This is a genomic window from Streptomyces pyxinicus (assembly GCF_024753135.1).
GTDB lineage: Bacteria > Actinomycetota > Actinomycetes > Streptomycetales > Streptomycetaceae > Streptomyces > Streptomyces pyxinicus.
Genome location: NZ_JANUGP010000007.1, coordinates 77,947 through 96,720, shown reverse-complemented (window position 1 = coordinate 96,720; position 18,774 = coordinate 77,947). Strand labels below are relative to the sequence as shown.

General features: G+C 73.3%; 21 protein-coding genes and 1 pseudogene. 11 read left to right on the top strand and 11 right to left on the bottom strand.

All coding sequences use genetic code 11. The annotated features are described in order from the left end of the window. Window position 1 precedes the first annotated feature (1 nt). Window positions 2-214: a DUF1918 domain-containing protein gene (locus NX794_RS11845; protein ID WP_258778380.1), complete on the bottom strand. Its 213-nt coding sequence runs from the start codon at window positions 212-214 to the stop codon at window positions 2-4. Window positions 215-232: 18 nt separating this feature from the next. Further along, window positions 233-1,144, bottom strand: a complete 912-nt coding sequence (locus NX794_RS11840; protein WP_258778379.1) for a DMT family transporter — start codon at window positions 1,142-1,144, stop codon at window positions 233-235. On the opposite strand from NX794_RS11840, the gene NX794_RS11835 reads away from it, so the two are divergent. After that, on the top strand, window positions 1,143-2,579 hold the full coding sequence (locus tag NX794_RS11835; protein WP_258778378.1) for an aminotransferase-like domain-containing protein: 1,437 nt from the start codon (window positions 1,143-1,145) through the stop codon (window positions 2,577-2,579). The genes NX794_RS11840 and NX794_RS11835 overlap by 2 nt on opposite strands. Before the next feature lie 135 nt (window positions 2,580-2,714). Beyond that, window positions 2,715-3,308: a histidine phosphatase family protein gene (locus NX794_RS11830; RefSeq protein WP_258778377.1), complete on the top strand. Its 594-nt coding sequence runs from the start codon at window positions 2,715-2,717 to the stop codon at window positions 3,306-3,308. Window positions 3,309-3,311: 3 nt separating this feature from the next. On the opposite strand, the gene NX794_RS11825 is transcribed toward NX794_RS11830, so the two are convergent. Genes NX794_RS11825 through NX794_RS11810 form a run of 4 tightly spaced genes read right to left on the bottom strand, consistent with a single transcriptional unit; the run spans window position 3,312 to window position 4,768 of the window. Continuing rightward, window positions 3,312-3,794, bottom strand: coding sequence for a DUF6314 family protein (locus NX794_RS11825; protein ID WP_258778375.1), 483 nt, complete (start codon window positions 3,792-3,794; stop codon window positions 3,312-3,314). Next, complete coding sequence (locus tag NX794_RS11820; protein ID WP_258778374.1) at window positions 3,791-4,033, bottom strand: hypothetical protein; 243 nt, start codon at window positions 4,031-4,033, stop codon at window positions 3,791-3,793. Before NX794_RS11820 ends, NX794_RS11825 begins: the two co-directional genes overlap by 4 nt. 20 nt (window positions 4,034-4,053) lie before the next feature. Next, window positions 4,054-4,494: a carboxymuconolactone decarboxylase family protein gene (locus NX794_RS11815; RefSeq protein ID WP_258778373.1), complete on the bottom strand. Its 441-nt coding sequence runs from the start codon at window positions 4,492-4,494 to the stop codon at window positions 4,054-4,056. Between the two features lie 34 nt (window positions 4,495-4,528). After that, window positions 4,529-4,768, bottom strand: a complete 240-nt coding sequence (locus tag NX794_RS11810) for an aminotransferase class V-fold PLP-dependent enzyme (protein WP_258778371.1) — start codon at window positions 4,766-4,768, stop codon at window positions 4,529-4,531. On the opposite strand from NX794_RS11810, the gene NX794_RS11805 reads away from it, so the two are divergent. The 7 genes and pseudogenes from NX794_RS11805 to NX794_RS11775 all read left to right on the top strand — a co-directional run bounded on the left by NX794_RS11805 (window position 4,740) and on the right by NX794_RS11775 (window position 11,180). Further along, window positions 4,740-5,279, top strand: a complete 540-nt coding sequence (locus NX794_RS11805) for a CGNR zinc finger domain-containing protein (RefSeq protein WP_258778370.1) — start codon at window positions 4,740-4,742, stop codon at window positions 5,277-5,279. The two genes, NX794_RS11810 and NX794_RS11805, sit on opposite strands and share 29 nt — an antisense overlap. A gap of 88 nt (window positions 5,280-5,367) precedes the next feature. Continuing rightward, a pseudogene (locus NX794_RS11800) lies at window positions 5,368-5,754 on the top strand (GtrA family protein); the annotation flags it as partial. Window positions 5,755-6,307: 553 nt separating this feature from the next. Further along, the gene (gene argC, locus NX794_RS11795; protein WP_258778369.1) at window positions 6,308-7,336 is read left to right on the top strand and encodes an N-acetyl-gamma-glutamyl-phosphate reductase; all 1,029 of its coding nucleotides are present in this window, start codon (window positions 6,308-6,310) and stop codon (window positions 7,334-7,336) included. Next, window positions 7,333-8,484 (top strand): bifunctional glutamate N-acetyltransferase/amino-acid acetyltransferase ArgJ, encoded by a 1,152-nt coding sequence (gene argJ, locus NX794_RS11790; protein WP_258778368.1) that lies wholly within the window; start codon window positions 7,333-7,335, stop codon window positions 8,482-8,484. Before argC ends, argJ begins: the two co-directional genes overlap by 4 nt. Next, window positions 8,481-9,389: an acetylglutamate kinase gene (argB, locus tag NX794_RS11785; protein WP_258778367.1), complete on the top strand. Its 909-nt coding sequence runs from the start codon at window positions 8,481-8,483 to the stop codon at window positions 9,387-9,389. Before argJ ends, argB begins: the two co-directional genes overlap by 4 nt. Next, a complete protein-coding gene (locus tag NX794_RS11780) occupies window positions 9,386-10,612 on the top strand; it encodes an acetylornithine transaminase (RefSeq protein ID WP_258778366.1) in 1,227 nt (408 codons plus the stop codon). Before argB ends, NX794_RS11780 begins: the two co-directional genes overlap by 4 nt. A gap of 22 nt (window positions 10,613-10,634) precedes the next feature. Beyond that, complete coding sequence (locus tag NX794_RS11775) at window positions 10,635-11,180, top strand: arginine repressor (protein WP_258778365.1); 546 nt, start codon at window positions 10,635-10,637, stop codon at window positions 11,178-11,180. A 160-nt stretch (window positions 11,181-11,340) separates the two neighbouring features. Here the strand turns inward: NX794_RS11775 and NX794_RS11770 are convergent, their stop codons facing one another. From NX794_RS11770 to NX794_RS11750, 5 genes are all read right to left on the bottom strand, one after another. Further along, on the bottom strand, window positions 11,341-12,081 hold the full coding sequence (locus NX794_RS11770; protein WP_258778596.1) for an FAD:protein FMN transferase: 741 nt from the start codon (window positions 12,079-12,081) through the stop codon (window positions 11,341-11,343). A 55-nt stretch (window positions 12,082-12,136) separates the two neighbouring features. Then, on the bottom strand, window positions 12,137-12,877 hold the full coding sequence (locus tag NX794_RS11765) for an FMN-binding protein (RefSeq protein ID WP_258778363.1): 741 nt from the start codon (window positions 12,875-12,877) through the stop codon (window positions 12,137-12,139). Between the two features lie 11 nt (window positions 12,878-12,888). Beyond that, window positions 12,889-14,271 (bottom strand): ferredoxin reductase family protein, encoded by a 1,383-nt coding sequence (locus NX794_RS11760; protein ID WP_258778361.1) that lies wholly within the window; start codon window positions 14,269-14,271, stop codon window positions 12,889-12,891. Window positions 14,272-14,504: 233 nt separating this feature from the next. Next, window positions 14,505-15,197 carry a L,D-transpeptidase family protein gene (locus tag NX794_RS11755; protein ID WP_258778359.1) on the bottom strand — a complete coding sequence of 231 codons (693 nt, stop codon included), beginning with the start codon at window positions 15,195-15,197 and terminating at the stop codon, window positions 14,505-14,507. Window positions 15,198-15,200: 3 nt separating this feature from the next. After that, on the bottom strand, window positions 15,201-15,788 hold the full coding sequence (locus tag NX794_RS11750; RefSeq protein WP_258778357.1) for a pyridoxamine 5'-phosphate oxidase family protein: 588 nt from the start codon (window positions 15,786-15,788) through the stop codon (window positions 15,201-15,203). Window positions 15,789-16,006: 218 nt separating this feature from the next. Here NX794_RS11750 and NX794_RS11745 point away from each other — a divergent pair, with 218 nt between their 5' ends. Next, window positions 16,007-17,200, top strand: coding sequence for an argininosuccinate synthase (locus NX794_RS11745; protein WP_258778356.1), 1,194 nt, complete (start codon window positions 16,007-16,009; stop codon window positions 17,198-17,200). Between the two features lie 99 nt (window positions 17,201-17,299). Beyond that, window positions 17,300-18,733 (top strand): argininosuccinate lyase, encoded by a 1,434-nt coding sequence (gene argH, locus NX794_RS11740; protein WP_258778355.1) that lies wholly within the window; start codon window positions 17,300-17,302, stop codon window positions 18,731-18,733. Window positions 18,734-18,774: the final 41 nt, after the last annotated feature.

Sequence of the window (18,774 nt, the reverse complement as noted above, 5' to 3'; positions counted from 1 at the left end):
CTCAGGGCTCCCGCCGGTCCTGGTACCTGATGTCCTGGTGCCTGACCTGGCAGTCGGGTCCCGGGGACATGATCGCCTCGTGCCCGTCCTCGAACCGGACCCGGTAGGGCGGACTTCCCTCCTGCCCCATCACCTCGACCACTTCGGAGACCTGGTCGTGCTGACCGACCACCCGGCCGTGCTGAACCAGGTGGTCGCCCTTGGACGCGCGCATCTGGGGCCCTCCTCACGATCACGACCGCTGAGTGACGGCGATGCACACGAGCACGGCGACGGCGGTCACGGGAGCGGCCGCCGTGAAGTGCTCGCCCAGCAGCAGCGCCGACCACACCAGTGTGAGCAGCGGCTGAGCCAACTGCAACTGGCTGGCGCGCGGGATGCCGACGGCCGCCAGGCCCCGGTACCAGACGACCAGACCGAGGAACTGCGAGCCCAGCGCCACCCACAGCAGACCGGCGACGCCATGCCCGGTGAGGTGCGCCGGCTCGTACGCCAGCGCCACCGCCGCGCCCGGCAGGCTCAGCGGCAGGCACAGCACCAGCGCCCAGCCGATCACCTGCCAGCCCGGCATCACCCCGGCCAGCCGGCCGCCCTCGGTGTAGCCGGCCGCGCAGACCAGCAGGGCGCCGAACAGACAGCCGTCGGCGGCCGTGAGCGCGCCGCCGCTCTGCGCCACGGTGAAGGCGAGCACGGCCGCCGCGCCCGCCGTCGCCGCCGTCCAGAACCGGCGCGAGGGCCGGTGGCCCGTGCGCAGCGCCGAGCAGGCGGCCGTGGTCAGCGGCAGCAGGCCCACCACCACGGCCGCGTGCGCGGTGCTGGAGGTCTCCAGGGCGAGCGTGGTCAGCAGCGGGAAGCCCAGCACCGTGCCCAGGGCGACGACCGCGAGCCCCGGCAGATGCCGCCGCTCGGGCAGCGGCACGCGCAGGGCGAGCAGACAGCCGCCGGCGACGAGCGCGGCCAGCGCGCTGCGCACTGTCACCAGCGACCAGGGGCCGAAGCTCTCCAGACCCCAGGCGGTGGCCGGGAAGGTCAGCGAGAAGGAGGCGACACCCAGGGCGGCCAGCCCGGTGCCGAGCGTCCGGCGCTCGCGCGGGGCGGTGACCGCTATCGAGGTCGGCAGAGTAGCGCTATTGTCAGTCTTCATGAACGAGCGTAGCAGCGTGGGCGAACTGGCGGAACAGCTCCGCCGGGACCTGAACCGCTACTCACCCGGAGGAAAGCTGCCGTCGAGCCGAGCACTGGTCGAACGGTTCCGCGTGAGTCCGGTGACCGTCTCCCGGGCCCTCGCCCAGCTCTCCGCCGAGGGGCTGGTGGTGACCCGGCCCGGCGCCGGCGCCTTCCGGGCCGACCCGCGCCCGGACACCCCCACCCCGGCCGGCGACACCTCCTGGCAGGAGGTCGCGCTGAGCGCCGACGGCGCCGCCGACCTCGTACCGCGCACCGTCGACGCCTCCGGGGTCACCGTCTCGCTGGCCGCCCCGCCGCCGGGGGTACTGGAGTTCAACGGCGGCTATCCGCACCCCTCGCTACAGCCGGAGCGGGCCATGGCCGCCGCGCTGGCCCGTGCCGGGCGGCGGCCGGGTGCCTGGGGGAGGCCCCCGCTGGAAGGGCTGCCGGAACTGCGGGAGTGGTTCGCGCGCGACATCGGCGGCGCCGTGACGGCCGCCGAGGTGCTGATCGCGGCGGGCGGCCAGGCCGCGCTGGCCACCGCCCTGCGCGCTCTCGCCCCGCCCGGCGCCCCCGTCCTGGTCGAGTCGCCCACCTACCCGGGCATGCTCGCCCTCGCCCGAGCGGCCGGCCTGCGCCCGGTCCCGGTCCCGGTGGACGCCGACGGGGTACGGCCCGGTCTGCTGGCCGACGCCTTCCGGGCCAGCGGCGCCCGGGTGTTCGTCTGCCAGCCGCTGTTCCAGAACCCGACCGGCGCCGTGCTCGCCCCCACCCGGCGCGCCGAGGTGCTGCGGATCGCCCGCGAGGCCGGCGCGTTCGTCGTCGAGGACGACTTCGTACGGCGCCTGGTGCACGCCGACGCGGGCCCGCTGCCCCGGCCGCTGGCCGCCGACGACCCGGACGGCGTGGTCGTGCACGTCGGCTCGCTCACCAAGGCGACCTCGCCCAGCTTCCGGGTGTGCGCCCTCGCCGCGCGCGGCCCGGTGCTGGAACGGCTGCGCGCCATCCAGGTCGTGGACAGCTTCTTCGTGCCCCGCCCGCTCCAGGAGGCCGCCCTGGAACTGGTCGGCTCCCCGGCCTGGCCCCGCCATCTGCGCGCCCTCTCAGTCGAGTTGAAGGCCCGCCGGGACACCATGACCGGCGCCCTCGCGGCCCGGCTGCCCGAACTGGCCCTGCCGCACGTGCCGTCCGGTGGCTACCACCTCTGGCTGCGCCTGCCCGACGGCACCGACGACACGGCCATGGCCGCCGCCGCCCTGCGCACCGGCGTCGCCCTCACCCCCGGCCGCCCCTACTTCAGCGCCGAACCCCCGGCCGCCCACCTCCGCCTGAGCTTCGCGGCGGTCGCCGGCCCCGGGGAGATCACGGAGGGGGTACGACGGCTGCGGGCGGCTTGCGACGAGATGCTGTGAGCGGCCCTTGTGCGGACGCCGAACGCGGCCGGAGGTGCCGGGCGGGGTGTCCGCCCGTGTGCGTGACCGCGTACCGCCGGTAGCTCACAGGCGGCAGCTCTTGACCTGGGCACCCGGGCGGCACACCATCACCGCATGCCACTGAGGGTGACGTTCGTCGCCGCCGCGCGCGGTGCCCCGCTGCTCGCCGAACGCTTCGAGGACGACCGGCCGCTGGACCAGGCGGGGTGGGACGAGGTGCAACAGGTCGTGGGCGGGCTGCTGCCCCTGGCGGCGGCCGAGTTGCGCTACTGTTCGCCGACCCCGCGCAGCCGGGCCACCGGCGACGCCCTGGGGTACGCCCCGTTGGCCCAACTGGCCCTGCGCGACTGTGACATGGGCCGCTGGCGCGGGCTGACCCTGGGCGAGGCGATGGCCCGGGAGCCGGACGCGGTGGACGCCTGGCTCGCCGACCCGCGAGCCGTCCCGCACGGCGGTGAGTCCCTGCTGGCCTTCATCTCCCGGGTGGGCGGCTGGCTCGACACGCGCCCCGGGGACGACACCGGCCGGATCGTGGCGGTCGCCGAGCCGTCGGTGATCCGCGCGGCCCTGGTCTACGCCCTGAAGGCGCCGCCCGCGAGCTACTGGAACATCGACGTCCGCCCGCTGTCCGCGACCACGGTCACCGGCCGCGCGGGCCGCTGGAACCTGTGCCTGGACGGCATACCCGCGCAGCGCTCCCGTACCTGATGCCTAGAGGGCGTCCTCGCGGACGTACGACGTCGTCAGCACCAGGTCCTTCGCCGGTCCGCCGACCCGCCACACCGAGCGCCAGCGGCCGGCGTCGCAGACGGTGAACTCGCCGCGGTAGAGGTCGGCCGCGCAGGGGTGGTCGGCGAGGAAGCGGCCCGCGGAGAGGTCCAGCTCGTGGAAGTGCCGTCCGTCCGCGAACCGCACGTCGGCCGTCCCCGGCGCCCGCCCGGGCAGGAACCGCAGGGTCCGGGTCGCCGGCCGGGCCACCCCCTGCCAGCGGAACGTGCCGGACTCCTCGTGCAGCAGCCCGCCGCCCGCCAGCGCCCCGAAGACGGTCACCCCCTCGAAGCGTCCCTCGTCCCCGCTCGCCAGATCCCGGACGTCCCGCTCGACGCGCCACCGCCCCGCCAGGAACGCCAGCACGTCGGACACCGGCCACACCTCGTCCGTCACCACGCGCTCCGTCACCGTGCCCTCTGTCACCGTGCCCTCCGGGGCCAGCGGCGGGGCCCGTCGGGCGACTCGGCGGGGGACAGGCGCTCGGCCTCGGCCTGAATTTCCTGGTAAGCGGCGTGACCGTAGGCCCGGAACGCCTCCTCGTAGGCCGCCGGCGCCCCGCTCATCCCGCCCCGGCGCCGTATCGCGCGGGCGAGCCAGGTGAGCAGCCCGAGCGCGACGGCGAAGAAACCGAACACGACGACGTACGGCGGCAACCCCTGCATGCCCCGAGCCTACGTGCCGCTCAGGCGGAGGCGTCACCCGCCGGCCGCTCCCCGGTCACCGGCAGCAGCCCGCGCTCGGCGAAGACCTTCTTCGCGACGAACGTCGCGTTGAGCGCCTTGGGGAAGCCGCAGTACCCGGCCGAGTGCAGCAGCGCCTCCACGATCTCCTCGGGCGTCAGCCCCACGTTCAGCGCCGCGTTGACGTGCACCTCCAGCTGGGGCTCGCAACCGCCGAGCGCGGTCAGCATGCCGAGGGTGACCAGCTGGCGGTCCCGGGGCGCCAGGGCGGGCCGGGCGTAGATCTCGCCGAAGCCCCAGGCCACGATCTGGTGCCCCAGCTCGGGGCTGATGTCGGCGAGCGAGTCGATGACCCGCTGCCCGGCCTCCCCGTCCACGGACCGCAGGACCTCCAGGCCGTGGGCGAACCGCTCATCACGTGTGGTGCTCTGCTCGTTGCTCATGCACAAGACCGTAGGAGTTGGAGCACACTCCAGGTCAAGCGCGGCGCGGCCCCGGGCGCGAGGCCGTCTCAGACCCCGAAGTACCGCGCGCGTGGGCGACGAGGCTGATGCCCTCGGTGGTGTTCCGGGTGTAGACCACCTCGTCGTCGGCGGAGCCGATGAACCGGGCGACGGTGTGCCCGGCCCCCTCGTAGGCCTCTGTCGCCTCGCCCGCGAGCTGATGCGCCCCGCAGTGCACGGCCGCGTTGCGGCTGAGGCAGAAGTCCCGTTTCACGCGGCCACGTCGAAGGCCCGGCCAGGTCGACCTGCTGGGCGACACCGAGGCCGCGCACCTGTGGCTGGTCCGGCACGGCCTGCTGTCCGACCGGGTCGCCCTGAACGGCCGGCAGTCCGGCCGGCTCCGCGCCCTGCGCGAGGCGCTGCGCGCCCTGTTCGCGGCCCGGTCCGGCGCCGAACCGCCGCCGCCCGGCGCCCTCAACACCCTCAACACCGCCCTCGCCGCCGCTCCCGCCACACCTCGGCTCGCCTGGGGCGCCGACGGCCCCCACCGGGCCGACGCACCGGACACCGGCAACCCGGCCGCCGCCGCGCTCTCCCAGCTCGCCGAGGACGCCACCGACCTGCTCACCGGCGCCGACGCCGGCCAGCTCACCGAGTGCGCGGCCCAGGGCTGTGCCCGCTGGTTCCTGCGCTCCCACGGCGCGCGCCGCTGGTGCACGACGCGGTGCGGCAACCGGGTGCGCGCGGCCCGCGCCTACGCCGCCCGCAAGGGCGACGCCCCCTGAGGCGCCGTACCGTCGGCCGACGCGCACTCCTCCGGATATGCCACGATCGACACCGCAGCCACCACCCCTCCGAGATGAAGAGCCCCCGATGCCGAGTCGACCGCTGGCCCGCCAGATCGCCACGTTCGCCGCGGTCGGCGTGGTCAACACGGCCGTCTACTACGCCCTTTACCTGCTCTTCCTCACCCGGCTCCCGTATCTCGCCGCGCACGTCCTGGCGTTCGTGCTCAGCATGATCGGCTCCTTCTTCCTGAACGCCCGCTTCACCTACCGGACCCGGCCCACCTGGCGGAAGTTCCTCCTGTTCCCCCTGACCAACGCCACCAACTTCCTGATGACCACGGCCGGCGTCTGGCTCATCGTCGACGTCCTGCACGCCGGCAACCGCTTCGCCCCCCTCCTGGCCTCGGCCGCGGCCATCCCCGTGACCTTCGCGATCTCCCGCTGGGTGATGCTGCCCGGCCGCCCGGCCGCCCGGACGCCGCCACGGCCCGCTAGCCGGCCGGTCGCCGTGGTGGGGCTTGGTCAGCCGGCGCTCAGCCAGGTCACGGCGGCCAGAACGGCCGGGACGGGACAGGCCGTCGCGGCCAGCAGCAGCCGGCGCCCGCCCGGTGTCATGCGGCGCACCGGGGGCGCGAAGGCGAGCGCGGTGAGCAGTCCGGCACCGATGGCCGCGCCCGACGCGTACCCCACGACCAGACCCCCGACGGCCATCTCCGCCGCCGCACCCCACAGCGTCACCAGACCCACCAGAAGCGTCAGCCATGCCATCGACAGCGCGGTGGCCGCGCCGAGCAGGACTGTCAGCAGCGTGACCGCCGGATGTGCCGAGGCCGGCGGGGCCGGTCTCCAGGGGCCGTAGAGCCTCTTGTGTGTCTCGGGATCCATGATCCGATGGTCGTCCGCGGTCCTTCCGTGCGGCATGGGGCGTCCTGCTCAGGCGGGCGCGCAGGCGTACTCACTCCGGGAATGCATTGCATAAAAGTGCATAGCTGCGTATAGTCATGCCCTTCAGAGGAGGGACGGACATGACGGTACGCGCGGCGGTGGCCGGTGCGAGTGGGTATGCGGGTGGAGAGGTCCTGCGGCTGCTCCTCGGGCACCCGGAGGTGGAGATCGGGGCCCTGACCGGCAACTCCAGCGCCGGGCAGCGGCTCGGTGGGCTGCAGCCGCATCTGCTGCCGCTGGCCGACCGGGTCGTCGCCGAGACCACGGCCGAGCACCTCGCCGGTCACGACGTGGTCTTCCTCGCGCTGCCGCACGGGCAGTCCGCGGCCGTCGCCGAGCGGCTCGGGCCGGATGTCCTCGTCATCGACATGGGCGCCGACTTCCGGCTGACGGACCCGGGTGACTGGGAGCGGTTCTACGGTTCCTCGCACGCCGGTAGCTGGCCGTACGGCCTGCCCGAACTCCCGGGTGCCCGCGCCGCGCTGGCGGGGGCCAAGCGCGTCGCGGTGCCCGGTTGCTACCCGACCGCCGCCTCCCTCGCCCTGTTCCCCGCCTACGCGGCCGGCCTAGCCGAGCCCGAGGCGGTGATCGTCGCCGCGTCCGGCACCTCCGGCGCGGGCAAGGCGCCCAAGCCGCACCTGCTGGGCAGCGAGGTCATGGGCTCCATGACGCCCTACGGCGTCGGCGGCGGCCACCGGCACACCCCCGAGATGATCCAGAACCTCAGCGGCGTGGCCGGCGAGCGGATCGCCGTGTCCTTCACACCGACCCTCGCCCCGATGCCGCGCGGCATCCTCGCCACGTGCAGCGCCAAGGCCGTCGGCGGGGTGACCGGCGAGTCCCTGCGCGCCGCGTACGACAAGGCCTACGCCGACGAACCGTTCGTCCACCTGCTCCCCGAGGGCCAGTGGCCGGCCACGGCGTCCGTCCAGGGTTCCAACGCCGTTCAGGTGCAGGTCGCGTGCGACGCCGAAGTGGGCCGCATCATCGCGATCAGCGCCATCGACAACCTGACCAAGGGCACCGCCGGCGGTGCCGTACAGAGCATGAACCTCGCCCTCGGTCTCGACGAGACCACGGGACTTTCCACGATCGGAGTCGCACCGTGAGCGTCACGGCAGCCAAGGGATTCACGGCGGCGGGCATCGCCGCCGGGATCAAGGAGAACGGCAACCCGGACCTGGCCCTCGTGGTCAACGACGGGCCCCGCCGTGCCGCCGCGGGCGTCTTCACCTCCAACCGCGTGAAGGCCGCGCCGGTGCTGTGGTCCGAGCAGGCCCTCAAGGGCGGACAGGTCTCCGCCGTCGTCCTCAACTCGGGCGGCGCCAACGCCTGCACCGGCCCCACGGGCTTCCAGGACACCCACGCCACCGCCGAGAAGGCCGCCGAGGTGCTCGGCCGGGGCGCCATCGAGGTCGCCGTCTGCTCGACCGGTCTCATCGGCGTCCTGCTGCCCATGGACAAGCTGCTCCCGGGCATCGGGACGGCCGCCGCCCAGCTCTCCGAGCACGGCGGTGAGAAGGCCGCCATCGCCATCAAGACCACCGACACCGTCCACAAGACCTCGGTCGTCAGCCGGGACGGCTGGACCGTCGGCGGCATGGCCAAGGGCGCCGGCATGCTCGCCCCCGGCCTCGCCACCATGCTGGTCGTCCTCACCACCGACGCCGACCTCGGCGACGAGACCCTCGACAAGGCCCTGCGCGCCGCGACCCGGGTCACCTTCGACCGCGTCGACTCCGACGGCTGCATGTCCACCAACGACACCGTCCTGCTGCTCGCCTCCGGCGCCTCCGGCGTCACCCCCGGGTACGACGACTTCGCCGAGGCCGTACGGCAGGTCTGCGACGACCTCGGCCAGCAGCTCGTCCGGGACGCCGAGGGCGCCAGCAAGGACATCAAGGTCGAGGTGGTCAACGCGGCGAGCGAGGAGGACGCCGTCGAGGTGGGCCGCTCCATCGCCCGCAACAACCTCCTCAAGTGCGCGATCCACGGCGAGGACCCCAACTGGGGCCGCGTCCTGTCCGCCATCGGCACCACCCGCGCCGTCTTCGAGCCGGACCGGCTGAACGTCGCGATCAACGGCGTGTGGGTCTGTGAGAACGGCTCCGTCGGCGCGGACCGCGACCTGGTCGACATGCGCTACCGCGAGGTGCACATCGTCGCCGACCTGGCCGCCGGCACCGCGACCGCGACGATCTGGACCAACGACCTGACCGCCGACTACGTCCACGAGAACAGCGCCTACTCGTCATGACCTCCACCCGCAAGCACACCGCGCTGCCCAAGGCGCAGACCCTCATCGAGGCGCTGCCCTGGCTCACCCGGCACAACGGCCGCACCGTCGTCATCAAGTTCGGCGGCAACGCCATGGTCGACGCCGAGCTGAAGGCCGCCTTCGCCCAGGACGTGGTCTTCCTCCACCGCGCCGGGCTGAAGCCGGTCGTCGTCCACGGCGGCGGCCCCCAGATCAGCGCCGCCCTCGACCGGCACGGCATCGTCAGCGAGTTCAAGGCCGGCCTGCGCGTCACCACCGAGGACGCCATGGACGTCGTCCGGATGGTGCTCGCCGGACAGGTGCAGCGCGAACTGGTCGGGCTGCTCAACCAGCACGGCCCGCTGGCCGTCGGCCTCACCGGCGAGGACGCGCACACCATGACCGCCACGAAGCACCAGCCCGAGATCGACGGCTCGCCCGTCGACATCGGACGGGTGGGCGAGATCACCGCGATCGACACGGGCGCGATCGAGGCCCTGCTCGCCGACGGCCGCATCCCGGTCGTCTCCTCCATCGCCCGGAGTCAGGACGACGGACATGTCTACAACGTCAATGCTGATACGGCGGCTGCGGCACTCGCTGCGGCACTGGGCGCCGAGACCCTCATGGTCCTCACCGACGTCGAGGGCCTCTACGAGGACTGGCCGCGCTCCGACGAGGTGATCAGCCGCCTCACCGCATCCCAACTGGAGAAACTCCTGCCGGAGCTGAGCGCCGGCATGGTGCCGAAGATGCGGGGCTGCCTGTACGCCGTACGCAACGGCGTGCGCAACGCCCGCGTCATCGACGGCCGGGTCCAGCACTCGATCCTGCTGGAGATCTTCACGGACGACGGGGTCGGCACCATGGTCGTGCCCGACGCCACCGAGGGGGAGCACGCATGACAGGCAAGCAGGGCACTACGGACGTCGAGGGCAACGCGGACCTGACCACGCGCTGGCAGGGCGCGCTCATGAACAACTACGGCACCCCGCGCCTGCCCCTGGTACGCGGCGAGGGCACCCGGGTCCGGGACGCCGCGGGCCGCTCCTACCTCGACTTCGTCGGCGGCATCGCCACCAACGCGCTCGGCCACGCCCACCCGGCGATCGTCGAGGCCGTCAGCACACAGATCGCCTCCCTCGGCCACATCTCCAACTTCTTCATGGCCGAGCCGACCGTCGCCCTCGCCGAACGGCTGCTCCAGCTCTTCGGCCGGGAGGGCCGGGTCTTCTTCTGCAACTCCGGTGCCGAGGCCAACGAGGCCGCCTTCAAGATCGGCCGGCTGACCGGGCGCACCCATGTCGTCGCCACCGAGGGCGGCTTCCACGGCCGCACCATGGGCGCCCTCGCGCTCACCGGCCAGCCCGCCAAGCAGGACCCGTTCCGGCCGCTGCCCGGCGACGTCACGCACGTGCCCTACGGCGACGCGCAGGCGCTGGCCGCGGCCGTCACCGAGGACACGGCGCTCGTCGTACTCGAACCGGTCCAGGGCGAGAACGGCGTCGTCGTACCCCCCGCCGGCTACCTCAAGGCGGCCCGCGCGATCACCGCCGCCACCGGCGCCCTGCTGGTCCTCGACGAGGTGCAGACCGGCGTCGGACGCACCGGGGACTGGTTCGCGTACCAGGCGCACGAGGGCGTGCTGCCCGACATCGTCACCCTCGCCAAGCAGCTCGGCGGCGGACTGCCGCTCGGCGCGACCGTCGCCTTCGGCCGGGCCGCCGAACTGCTCCAGCCCGGCCAGCACGGTACGACCTTCGGCGGCAACCCCGTCGCCTGCGCCGCCGGACTCGCCGTGCTCGACACCATCGCCGGGGACGGGCTGCTGGACAACGTCAAGCGGCAGAGCGCCGCGCTGCGCGACGGGATCGAGGCGCTGGGCCACCCGTTGACCGACCATGTCCGGGGTGCGGGCCTGCTCCTGGGTATCGTGCTCACCGGGCCGCTCGCACCACAGGTGCAGCAGGCGGCCCAGGAGGCCGGGTTCCTGGTGAACGCGCCCGCCCCCGACGTCGTACGGCTGATGCCTCCGCTCAACGTCCGCGACGACGAGGTGGCCGCGCTGCTCCAGGCGCTGCCCGGCATCCTCGACGCAGCGAACGGGGCAGGACGAGCCGGGGAATGACCAACCGGGGAATGAGACGACGATGAGCCAGGCGCAGGACCACGAGCAGGCGGCGGGCGCCGGGCCCGCGGTGCCGCAGACCCGCACCGCTCGGCACCGCCGGATCGTGGACATCCTCAACCGGCAGCCGGTGCGGTCGCAGAGCCAGCTCGCCAAGCTGCTCGCCGACGACGGGCTGAGCGTCACCCAGGCGACGCTCTCCCGGGACCTCGACGAGCTGAACGCGGTGAAGATCCGCAACAACGACGGCGACCTGATCTACGCGGTGCCGAGCGAGGGCGGCTTCCGCACACCGCGCGCGCCGCTGGGGGAGTCGGCGAAGGAGGAGCGGATGCGGCGCCTGTCCCAGGAGCTGCTGATCTCCGCGGAGGCCTCGGCGAACCTGGTCGTCCTGCGCACGCCGCCCGGTGCCGCGCAGTTCCTCGCCTCGGCCATCGACCAGGCCGAGCTCCACGACATCCTGGGCACCATCGCCGGCGACGACACGCTGCTGCTGATCAGCCGCAACCCCACCGGGGGGCAGGCCCTCGCGGACCACCTCCTCCACCTGGCGCAGAACGGCCACTGAGCGCCGACGGCTTTTCGGTTGCCGGGCGCTGGGTCCGGTCGTGGCCGCTTCCGAGCGGGGCACCGGGGGAGCGGCCATCGGCTCGTTGCCGGGCGCGGGTCCGTCGTGGCTTGTCGCGCAGTTCCCCGCGCCCCTGCGGGGCGTTGTCGGCGGGCCGCGTTCAGCCCAGGCGGGTGGCCAGGCCCGCCGTGCAGCGGACCTCGTCGCCCGCCGTGACGAGGAGGGCCTCGGTGTCCGGGAGGGAGTCCAGCCAGGCGAGCCCCGCGCGGGAGCCCATCGCGAAGGCCGCGGTCGCCCAGCAGTCCGCCCAGGTCAGGCGGGGGGCGACGACCGTCACCGACACCAGGTCCGTGACGGCGGTACGGCCGGTGCGCGGGTCGGTGATGTGGGCGCCGCGCTCCGCCGTGCCGGAGGTCGCCACCGCCAGCTCCGGGGCACCGGCCGCGGAGACGACCGCCGCGAGACCGCCGGGCCGGAGCGGATCGGCGACCCCCACCCGCCACGGCCGCCCCGGCTCCGGAGTGCCGAGCAACTGGATGTCGCCGCCCCCGTTGACGCTCACCCCGCACACCCCGTCGACCGAGGCCAGCAGCCGGGCCGCCCGCTCGGCCGCCCAGCCCTTGACGACGCCGGTGGGGTCGACGGACCCCCGGTACCGGGTGCTGAACCACCCGTCGCTCACCCGCTCCGCCTCGGCCCCCAGCTCCAGCACCTCGGCGACCTCGGGAGCGCACGCGGCCACCGTCAGCTCACCGCGCGCCAGCCGGGACACCTCGCTGTCCTCGCGGTAGGTGCTGAACACCGCGTCGGCCCGGTGCAGCCCGGCGACGGCCGCGTCCAGCGCCGCCCGGACGGCCTCCGGCGCCCCGCCGCGCACGTCGAAAGAGAACACCGTCCCCATGACTTCCTCGGCGTGCCGCACGACGCCGGGCGCCTTCGCCGCCCCGGCCACCGCCTCAGCCACCGGCCTGGTCCAGCGCGGACTGGAGGGACTTGAGGTACCCCTCGCTGGTGTACGTCGCTCCGGACACGGTGTCGATCCGCGCGCTCCCCGTGGCCACGGCGGCCTGGTTGAGGCGGGGTACGGCGAGTGCGGTCTTCTGGTCGCTGGTGCCGCCCTTGGGTGCCTGGACGGCTTCGGCCTTGGTGATCTTCCCGCCGCTGACGGTGATCCGCACCTGCACCGGCCCGTACTGGGTCCGCGCCACCTTCCCGGTGAGCACCCGCGAGGCGGACGGAGCGCTCCCGCCCTTCGGCATCCGGTCCAGCGCGGACTGGAGGGACTTGAGGTACCCCTCGCTGGTGTACGTCGCCCCGGACACGGTGTCGATCCGCGCGCTCCCCGTCGCCACGGCGGCCTGGTTGAGGCGGGGTATGGCAAGTGCGGTCTTCTGGTCGCTGGTGCCGCCCTTGGGTGCCTGGACGGCTTCGGCTTTGGTGATCTTCCCGCCGCTGACGGTGATCCGCACCTGCACCGGCCCGTACTGGGTCCGCACCGCGTCGCCGGTCACCGTGCCGGCGGCTGGGGCGCCCGCGCCGCCCTGCGGCTCCTGCTGTCCGGCCGCCGACGGCGGCGGCGCACCGGCCGCCGCGGAGGCAGGGTCGGAGGCCGGCTTCAGCGTCAGCAGCAGTACGACCCCGGAGACGGTCGCGGCGGTGGCCAGCACGACCCGCCGTACCGGATGGCTCTTCCTCATGACTTCCGCTCTCACATCTCGAACGACTCGTGGTGGATACGGCGGGCGGGGACGCCGGCGCCGCGCAGTGCCTCGAACACCGACTGCGCGAACCCGGGCGGCCCGCACATGAAGACGTCGTGGCGGTCGATGTCCGGGATCTTCCGCCGGAGGTTCTCCACGGAGATGTCCGGCCGCTCGCCCTGGGGGCTGTTGACCGCGTACATCAGCCGGGCGCCCCGCGCCTCGGCGATCGCCGCCAGCTCGTCCCACAGGGCCAGGTCCTGGGTGGTGTCGGCCCGGTAGAGCAGCGTGATGTCACCGGCCGCCCCCGGCAGCGTCTCGAACAGCGCCCGCATCGGCGTGATCCCGACCCCGCCCGCCACCAGTAGCACCTTGCCCCGGCTGCGGCGCTGCGCGGTGAGGGCGCCGTAGGGTCCCTCCGCCCACACCTTCGTGCCGGGCGTCAGCTCGCGCAGCCGGGCGCTGTGGTCGCCGATCGCCTTCACGGTGATCCGCAGCATGTCGGGCCGGGGCGCCGCCGACAGCGAGTACGGGTGCGAGCTGAACCGCATCCCCGGCGCGAGGAAGCGCCAGCGGAAGAACTGTCCCGCCTCCGCGCCCATCCGGTGCAGCCGCCGCCCGCCGATCAGCACCGACACGATGCCCGGCGTCTCCTCGACGACCGCTTCCACCCGCATCCGGTGCCGCAGGTTGAGCCGGACCGGCGTCAGCACCCGGTACCAGAGCACCAGGGCGGTGACCGAGCCGTAGAGCGCGTACCAGAAGGTTCTGGCGACCGGCTCGACCGCGAAGTCGTTACCGGTGCTGATCTGGTGCCAGAACGTCAGGAACACCGCCGCGTAGGTGAGCAGGTGGACGTGGTACCAGGTGTCGTAGGGCAGCCGGCGCCGGATCCCGCCGACCGAGATCAGCCCGATGAGCAGGAACAGGCCGGTGCCGATCGCCGCCTTGCCCATGTCCGGCAGCTGCTCGACCGAGTCGACGGTCTGCGCGACGATGTCCCCGAGGGACCGGCCGGCCTGGAGCGCGTAGCCCCACATGATCAGGAAGACGTGCGCGAGGACCAGGCAGAGCGTGTACCGGCCGCTCATCGCGTGCCAGCGGGCCACCCGGTCGGAGCCGACCCGCCGCTCCAGCGCCGGCACCCGCGCCATCTGGAGCACGACGAGCGCCATCAGATAGCCGGCGAGCAGCCCCGTGATCCGGCCGGCGTTCAGAATCCTGCCGCCGTCGTCGGCGATCGACGGCGTGTCGCGCCACCACAGCCACAACACGGCTGCCGCGCCCGCCCAGACCGCCAGCAGCAGCGGAACGGCCGGCGAGCGGCGCGGGCGGATGCGGCGCATCGTCTGGCGGCGGGCGGCGCGTCCGCCCGCGAGCGTCGTGGTCACGGTTCCTCCGTCGGGACTTGACCGGTGGCCCACAGATACGTCCCGCGCCCGCGGAGTGTTCAGTCGCCGGCCGTCACCGCGGTCGTACCGGCCCGGCACCGAGGCCATCAGGCGCGGATCGGCCTCGGCGGGCTCGTCCAGTGGCTCCGGCAGTCCGTCGGTGGCGGGCGCGGCGGGGAGCCGGCGGAAGCCGCGGCCACCGCCGTCCTCAAGGGCGATCCCGACGGCGGCTCTCAGTACCGCGTGATCCCCGTCCCCCCCGACTCCGTCCCGATCGCGATGTGCGGTGCCCGGGCCGGATCCGCCCAGCGCAGGAGCCGCCGCATGGCGTCCCCCGGTACCGACACGCACCCGGCCGTCGCCCCCTCCCCGTTGACGTGCAGGAAGATGCCCGCGCCGCGTCCCCGTACCGGGCGGTCGTAGTTGAAGCCGATGGCCAGGGCGTGGGCGTACTGCGTGGGGTGGTCGGACAGGTGCTCGGACTCGGTGGCGCGGCAGTCGGCGGGCAGCGGGTCGGTCCAGCGGTTGTAGGAGGCGGAGTCGTTGTCCTGGCACCACCAGGCGGCCGGCGTCACCGCGCGGTACTCGGCGCGGGTGCCGGCCGGTGCCGGGGCGTTGCCGAAGGCGAAGGGGAGGTCGTAGAGGCCGGCCGGGGTGGTGTTCGTGCCCTGGGTGCGTGCGGTGCCCTCGACCAGGCCGCCCGCGCCGAAGCGGGTCGGGGCCGAGCCGGTCGCGGACCACTCGCCGCCGCGCAGGTCCCACCAGGTGACCGTGCCCGTGGTCGAGGCGGTGGCCGGGGCCTGCGCCGTGATGAGCTGGGTGCCGCCACCCGTGTCGGCCATACGGGCCGGCAGCGGGGCCGGTGCCAGGCCGAGCAGGGCGAGGGAGGCCAGGGACACGAGGGCGAGGGCGGCACCGGGGCGCATGGCTCAGACGGTAGAGGGCGGCAGCGGCAAGGGCAGTCCGGGCAGGCCGTCCAGGCTCGTCGCGATGTGCTCCTTCTTGGTGAAGTAGGCGCTCAGCGAGGCGTCGTCCTCGCGGGAGAAGCGCCTGCCGTGCAGCTCGCGGTCCTCCTCGTACGCCATGTGGGGGACGGCGTATCCGCAGCTGTCCCGCACCACCTCGGCGTGCACCACGATGATCGCGCGCAGCCCGTGCCGGGTGTGGTCGATGTCCGGGAACCGGGCGAGCAGCCCCGGGAAGCGCGGGTCGTCGCGGAAGACCGGTTCGCCCCGGCCGTGCACACGGACGATGTTCGGCGGGCCCTGGAAGGCGCACCACATCAGGGTGATCCGTCCGTTCTCCCTGAGGTGGGCGATGGTCTCGGCGTTGGAGCCGGCGAAGTCCAGGTAGGCCAGGGTGAGTTCGTCGAGCACGGCGAACGATCCCCTGAGGCCCTTGGGGGAGAGGTTGACCGTGCCGTCGGCGGTGAGCGGCGCGGTGGCGGTGAAGAAGACGGGCTGTTCCTCGATGAAGGCGCGGAGGCGGCCGTCGATGCGCTCGTAGGTCTTTCCCATGTCCGTCGAGTATTGCCGCGATTCGTTCGCCTGTCTAACGATTTGCCGCCCAGGGGTCGCCCAGGGGTCGCCCAGGGGCCGCCCAGAGGCCGCCCGGAGACCGCCCAGAGACCGCCCGGAGTGCAGGCCCGCGCGCTTCATCCGGAGGGGTGATTGACGAATCATGCGGAACCCTGCATACTCATGCATGTCAGCGAATGCACTGTGAGGAGAAACCCGTGACCGAGCGCGTCGTACTCGCCTACTCAGGCGGTCTGGACACCTCCGTCGCCATCGGCTGGATCGCCGAGGAGACGGGCGCCGAGGTCATCGCCGTTGCGGTCGACGTCGGCCAGGGCGGCGAGGACCTGGACGTCATCCGCAAGCGCGCCCTCGCGTGCGGCGCCGTCGAGGCCGAGGTCGCCGACGCCAAGGACGAGTTCGCCGACGAGTACTGCCTCCCGGCGATCAAGGCCAACGCCCTCTACATGGACCGCTATCCGCTGGTCTCCGCCCTCTCCCGGCCGACGATCGTCAAGCACCTCGTCGCCGCCGCCAAGAAGCACGGCGCCACCACGGTCGCCCACGGCTGCACCGGCAAGGGCAACGACCAGGTCCGCTTCGAGGCCGGCATCGTCGCCCTCGCCCCCGACCTGAAGTGCATCGCCCCGGTCCGCGACTACGCGATGACCCGGGACAAGGCGATCGCCTTCTGCGAGGCCAAGCAGCTCCCGATCGCCACCACCAAGAAGTCCCCGTACTCCATCGACCAGAACGTCTTCGGGCGCGCCGTCGAGACGGGCTTCCTGGAGGACATCTGGAACGCCCCGATCGAGGACATCTACGAGTACACCTCCAACCCGGCCACCCCCCGCGAGGCCGACGAGGTCGTCATCACCTTCAAGGAGGGCGTCCCGGTCGCCCTCGACGGCAAGCCCGTCTCCGTCCTCCAGGCCATCCAGCAGCTCAACGAGCGCGCCGGCGGCCAGGGCATCGGCCGGATCGACATGGTCGAGGACCGCCTCGTCGGCATCAAGTCCCGCGAGGTCTACGAAGCGCCGGGCGCCATCGCCCTCATCACCGCCCACCAGGAGCTGGAGAACGTCACCGTCGAGCGCGAACTGGCCCGCTACAAGCGGCAGGTCGAGCAGCGCTGGGGCGAGCTGGTCTACGACGGCCAGTGGTTCTCCCCGCTCAAGCGCGCCCTGGACGGCTTCATCGACGAGGCCAACCAGCACGTCTCCGGTGACGTCCGGATGACCCTGCACGGCGGCCGCGCGGTCGTCACCGGCCGGCGCTCGGAGTCGTCCCTGTACGACTTCAACCTCGCCACCTACGACACCGGCGACACCTTCGACCAGGCGGCGGCCAAGGGCTTCATCGACCTCTACAGCCTGTCCTCGAAGATCGCCGCCAAGCGCGACCTGGCCTGACCCCTCCGGTCACCTCGCCCGCATCCGCCTGACAGCCGCCTCCTCACCTGCAAGGGTGGGGAGGCGGTCGCACAGAGACACCTCCCGAGGAGCAACGCAGTGAGCAGCAACAGCGGTGACGTACGGCTCTGGGGCGGCCGTTTCGCCGACGGTCCCGCCGAGGCCCTGGCGAAGCTGTCCGCGTCCGTCCACTTCGACTGGCGGCTCGCCCCCTACGACATCGCCGGCTCGCGTGCCCACGCGCGCGTGCTGCACAAGGCGGGCCTGCTCACCGAGGACGAGCTGAGCCGGATGACCGACGGCCTCGACCGGCTGGAGGCCGACGTCGCCGACGGCTCCTTCACCGGCACCATCGCCGACGAGGACGTCCACACCGCGCTGGAGCGCGGTCTGCTGGAGCGCCTCGGTGCCGACCTCGGCGGCAAGCTGCGCGCCGGCCGGTCCCGGAACGACCAGGTCGCGACCCTGTTCCGGATGTACCTGCGGGACCACGCCCGGATCATCGGCGGCCTGATCGCCGACCTCCAGGACGCCCTGATCGGCCTCGCCGAGGCCCACCCGGACGTGGCGATGCCCGGCCGCACCCACCTCCAGCACGCCCAGCCGGTGCTCTTCGCCCACCACGTCCTCGCCCATGCGCAGTCCCTGTCCCGGGACGCGGAGCGGCTGCGCCAGTGGGACGAGCGCACGGCCGTGTCGCCGTACGGCTCCGGCGCCCTGGCCGGCTCCTCGCTGGGCCTGGACCCGGAGGCGGTCGCCCGGGACCTCGGCTTCGAGCGCGGCAGCGCCGGCAACTCCATCGACGGCACGGCCTCCCGTGACTTCGCCGCCGAGTTCGCCTTCGTCACCGCGATGATGGGCGTGAACCTCTCCCGGATCGCCGAGGAGATCATCATCTGGAATACGAAGGAGTTCTCCTTCGTCACCCTGCACGACGCGTTCTCCACGGGCTCGTCGATCATGCCGCAGAAGAAGAACCCGGACATCGCCGAGCTGGCCCGGGGCAAGTCCGGCCGTCTGATCGGCAACCTGACCGGTCTCATGGCCACGCTCAAGGCGCTGCCGCTCGCCTACAACCGCGACCTCCAGGAGGACAAGGAGCCGGTCTTCGACTCCTGCGACCAGTTGGAGGTGCTGCTCCCGGCCTTCACCGGCATGGTCGCCACCCTCACGGTCCACCGCGAGCGCATGGCGGAGCTGGCCCCGGCCGGCTTCTCGCTCGCCACCGACATCGCCGAGTGGCTGGTCAAGCAGGGCGTGCCGTTCCGGGTGGCGCACGAGGTCGCGGGGGAGTGCGTCAAGGTCGCCGAGTCCGAGGGCAAGGAGCTGGACGAGCTGACGGACGAGCAGTTCGCGAAGATCTCGGCCCACCTCACGCCCGAGGTGCGCAGCGTCCTCGACGTCCCCGGCGCCCTCGCCTCCCGCGACGGACGCGGCGGTACGGCGCCCAGTGCGGTGGCCGTTCAGCTCGCCGAGGTCAAGGCGGACGTGGCCGGGCAGCACACCTGGGCGGCGGCGAAGAAGGCGGGCTGAGGGCGGCGTCCTGAGGCGAAGGTCGTCTCGGGTTAGGTTGG

What these genes read in the sequence shown, in the direction of transcription:
- NX794_RS11845 (WP_258778380.1), bottom strand. Translation starts at nt 214, where the DNA reads ATGCGCGCGTCCAAGGGCGACCACCTGGTTCAGCACGGCCGGGTGGTC.
- NX794_RS11835 (WP_258778378.1), top strand. Translation starts at nt 1,143, where the DNA reads ATGAACGAGCGTAGCAGCGTGGGCGAACTGGCGGAACAGCTCCGCCGG.
- NX794_RS11840 (WP_258778379.1), bottom strand. Translation starts at nt 1,144, where the DNA reads ATGAAGACTGACAATAGCGCTACTCTGCCGACCTCGATAGCGGTCACC.
- NX794_RS11830 (WP_258778377.1), top strand. Translation starts at nt 2,715, where the DNA reads ATGCCACTGAGGGTGACGTTCGTCGCCGCCGCGCGCGGTGCCCCGCTG.
- NX794_RS11820 (WP_258778374.1), bottom strand. Translation starts at nt 4,033, where the DNA reads ATGCAGGGGTTGCCGCCGTACGTCGTCGTGTTCGGTTTCTTCGCCGTC.
- NX794_RS11815 (WP_258778373.1), bottom strand. Translation starts at nt 4,494, where the DNA reads ATGAGCAACGAGCAGAGCACCACACGTGATGAGCGGTTCGCCCACGGC.
- argC (WP_258778369.1), top strand. Translation starts at nt 6,308, where the DNA reads ATGACGGTACGCGCGGCGGTGGCCGGTGCGAGTGGGTATGCGGGTGGA.
- argB (WP_258778367.1), top strand. Translation starts at nt 8,481, where the DNA reads ATGACCTCCACCCGCAAGCACACCGCGCTGCCCAAGGCGCAGACCCTC.
- NX794_RS11780 (WP_258778366.1), top strand. Translation starts at nt 9,386, where the DNA reads ATGACAGGCAAGCAGGGCACTACGGACGTCGAGGGCAACGCGGACCTG.
- NX794_RS11775 (WP_258778365.1), top strand. Translation starts at nt 10,635, where the DNA reads ATGAGCCAGGCGCAGGACCACGAGCAGGCGGCGGGCGCCGGGCCCGCG.
- NX794_RS11770 (WP_258778596.1), bottom strand. Translation starts at nt 12,081, where the DNA reads ATGGGGACGGTGTTCTCTTTCGACGTGCGCGGCGGGGCGCCGGAGGCC.
- NX794_RS11765 (WP_258778363.1), bottom strand. Translation starts at nt 12,877, where the DNA reads ATGAGGAAGAGCCATCCGGTACGGCGGGTCGTGCTGGCCACCGCCGCG.
- NX794_RS11755 (WP_258778359.1), bottom strand. Translation starts at nt 15,197, where the DNA reads ATGCGCCCCGGTGCCGCCCTCGCCCTCGTGTCCCTGGCCTCCCTCGCC.
- NX794_RS11750 (WP_258778357.1), bottom strand. Translation starts at nt 15,788, where the DNA reads ATGGGAAAGACCTACGAGCGCATCGACGGCCGCCTCCGCGCCTTCATC.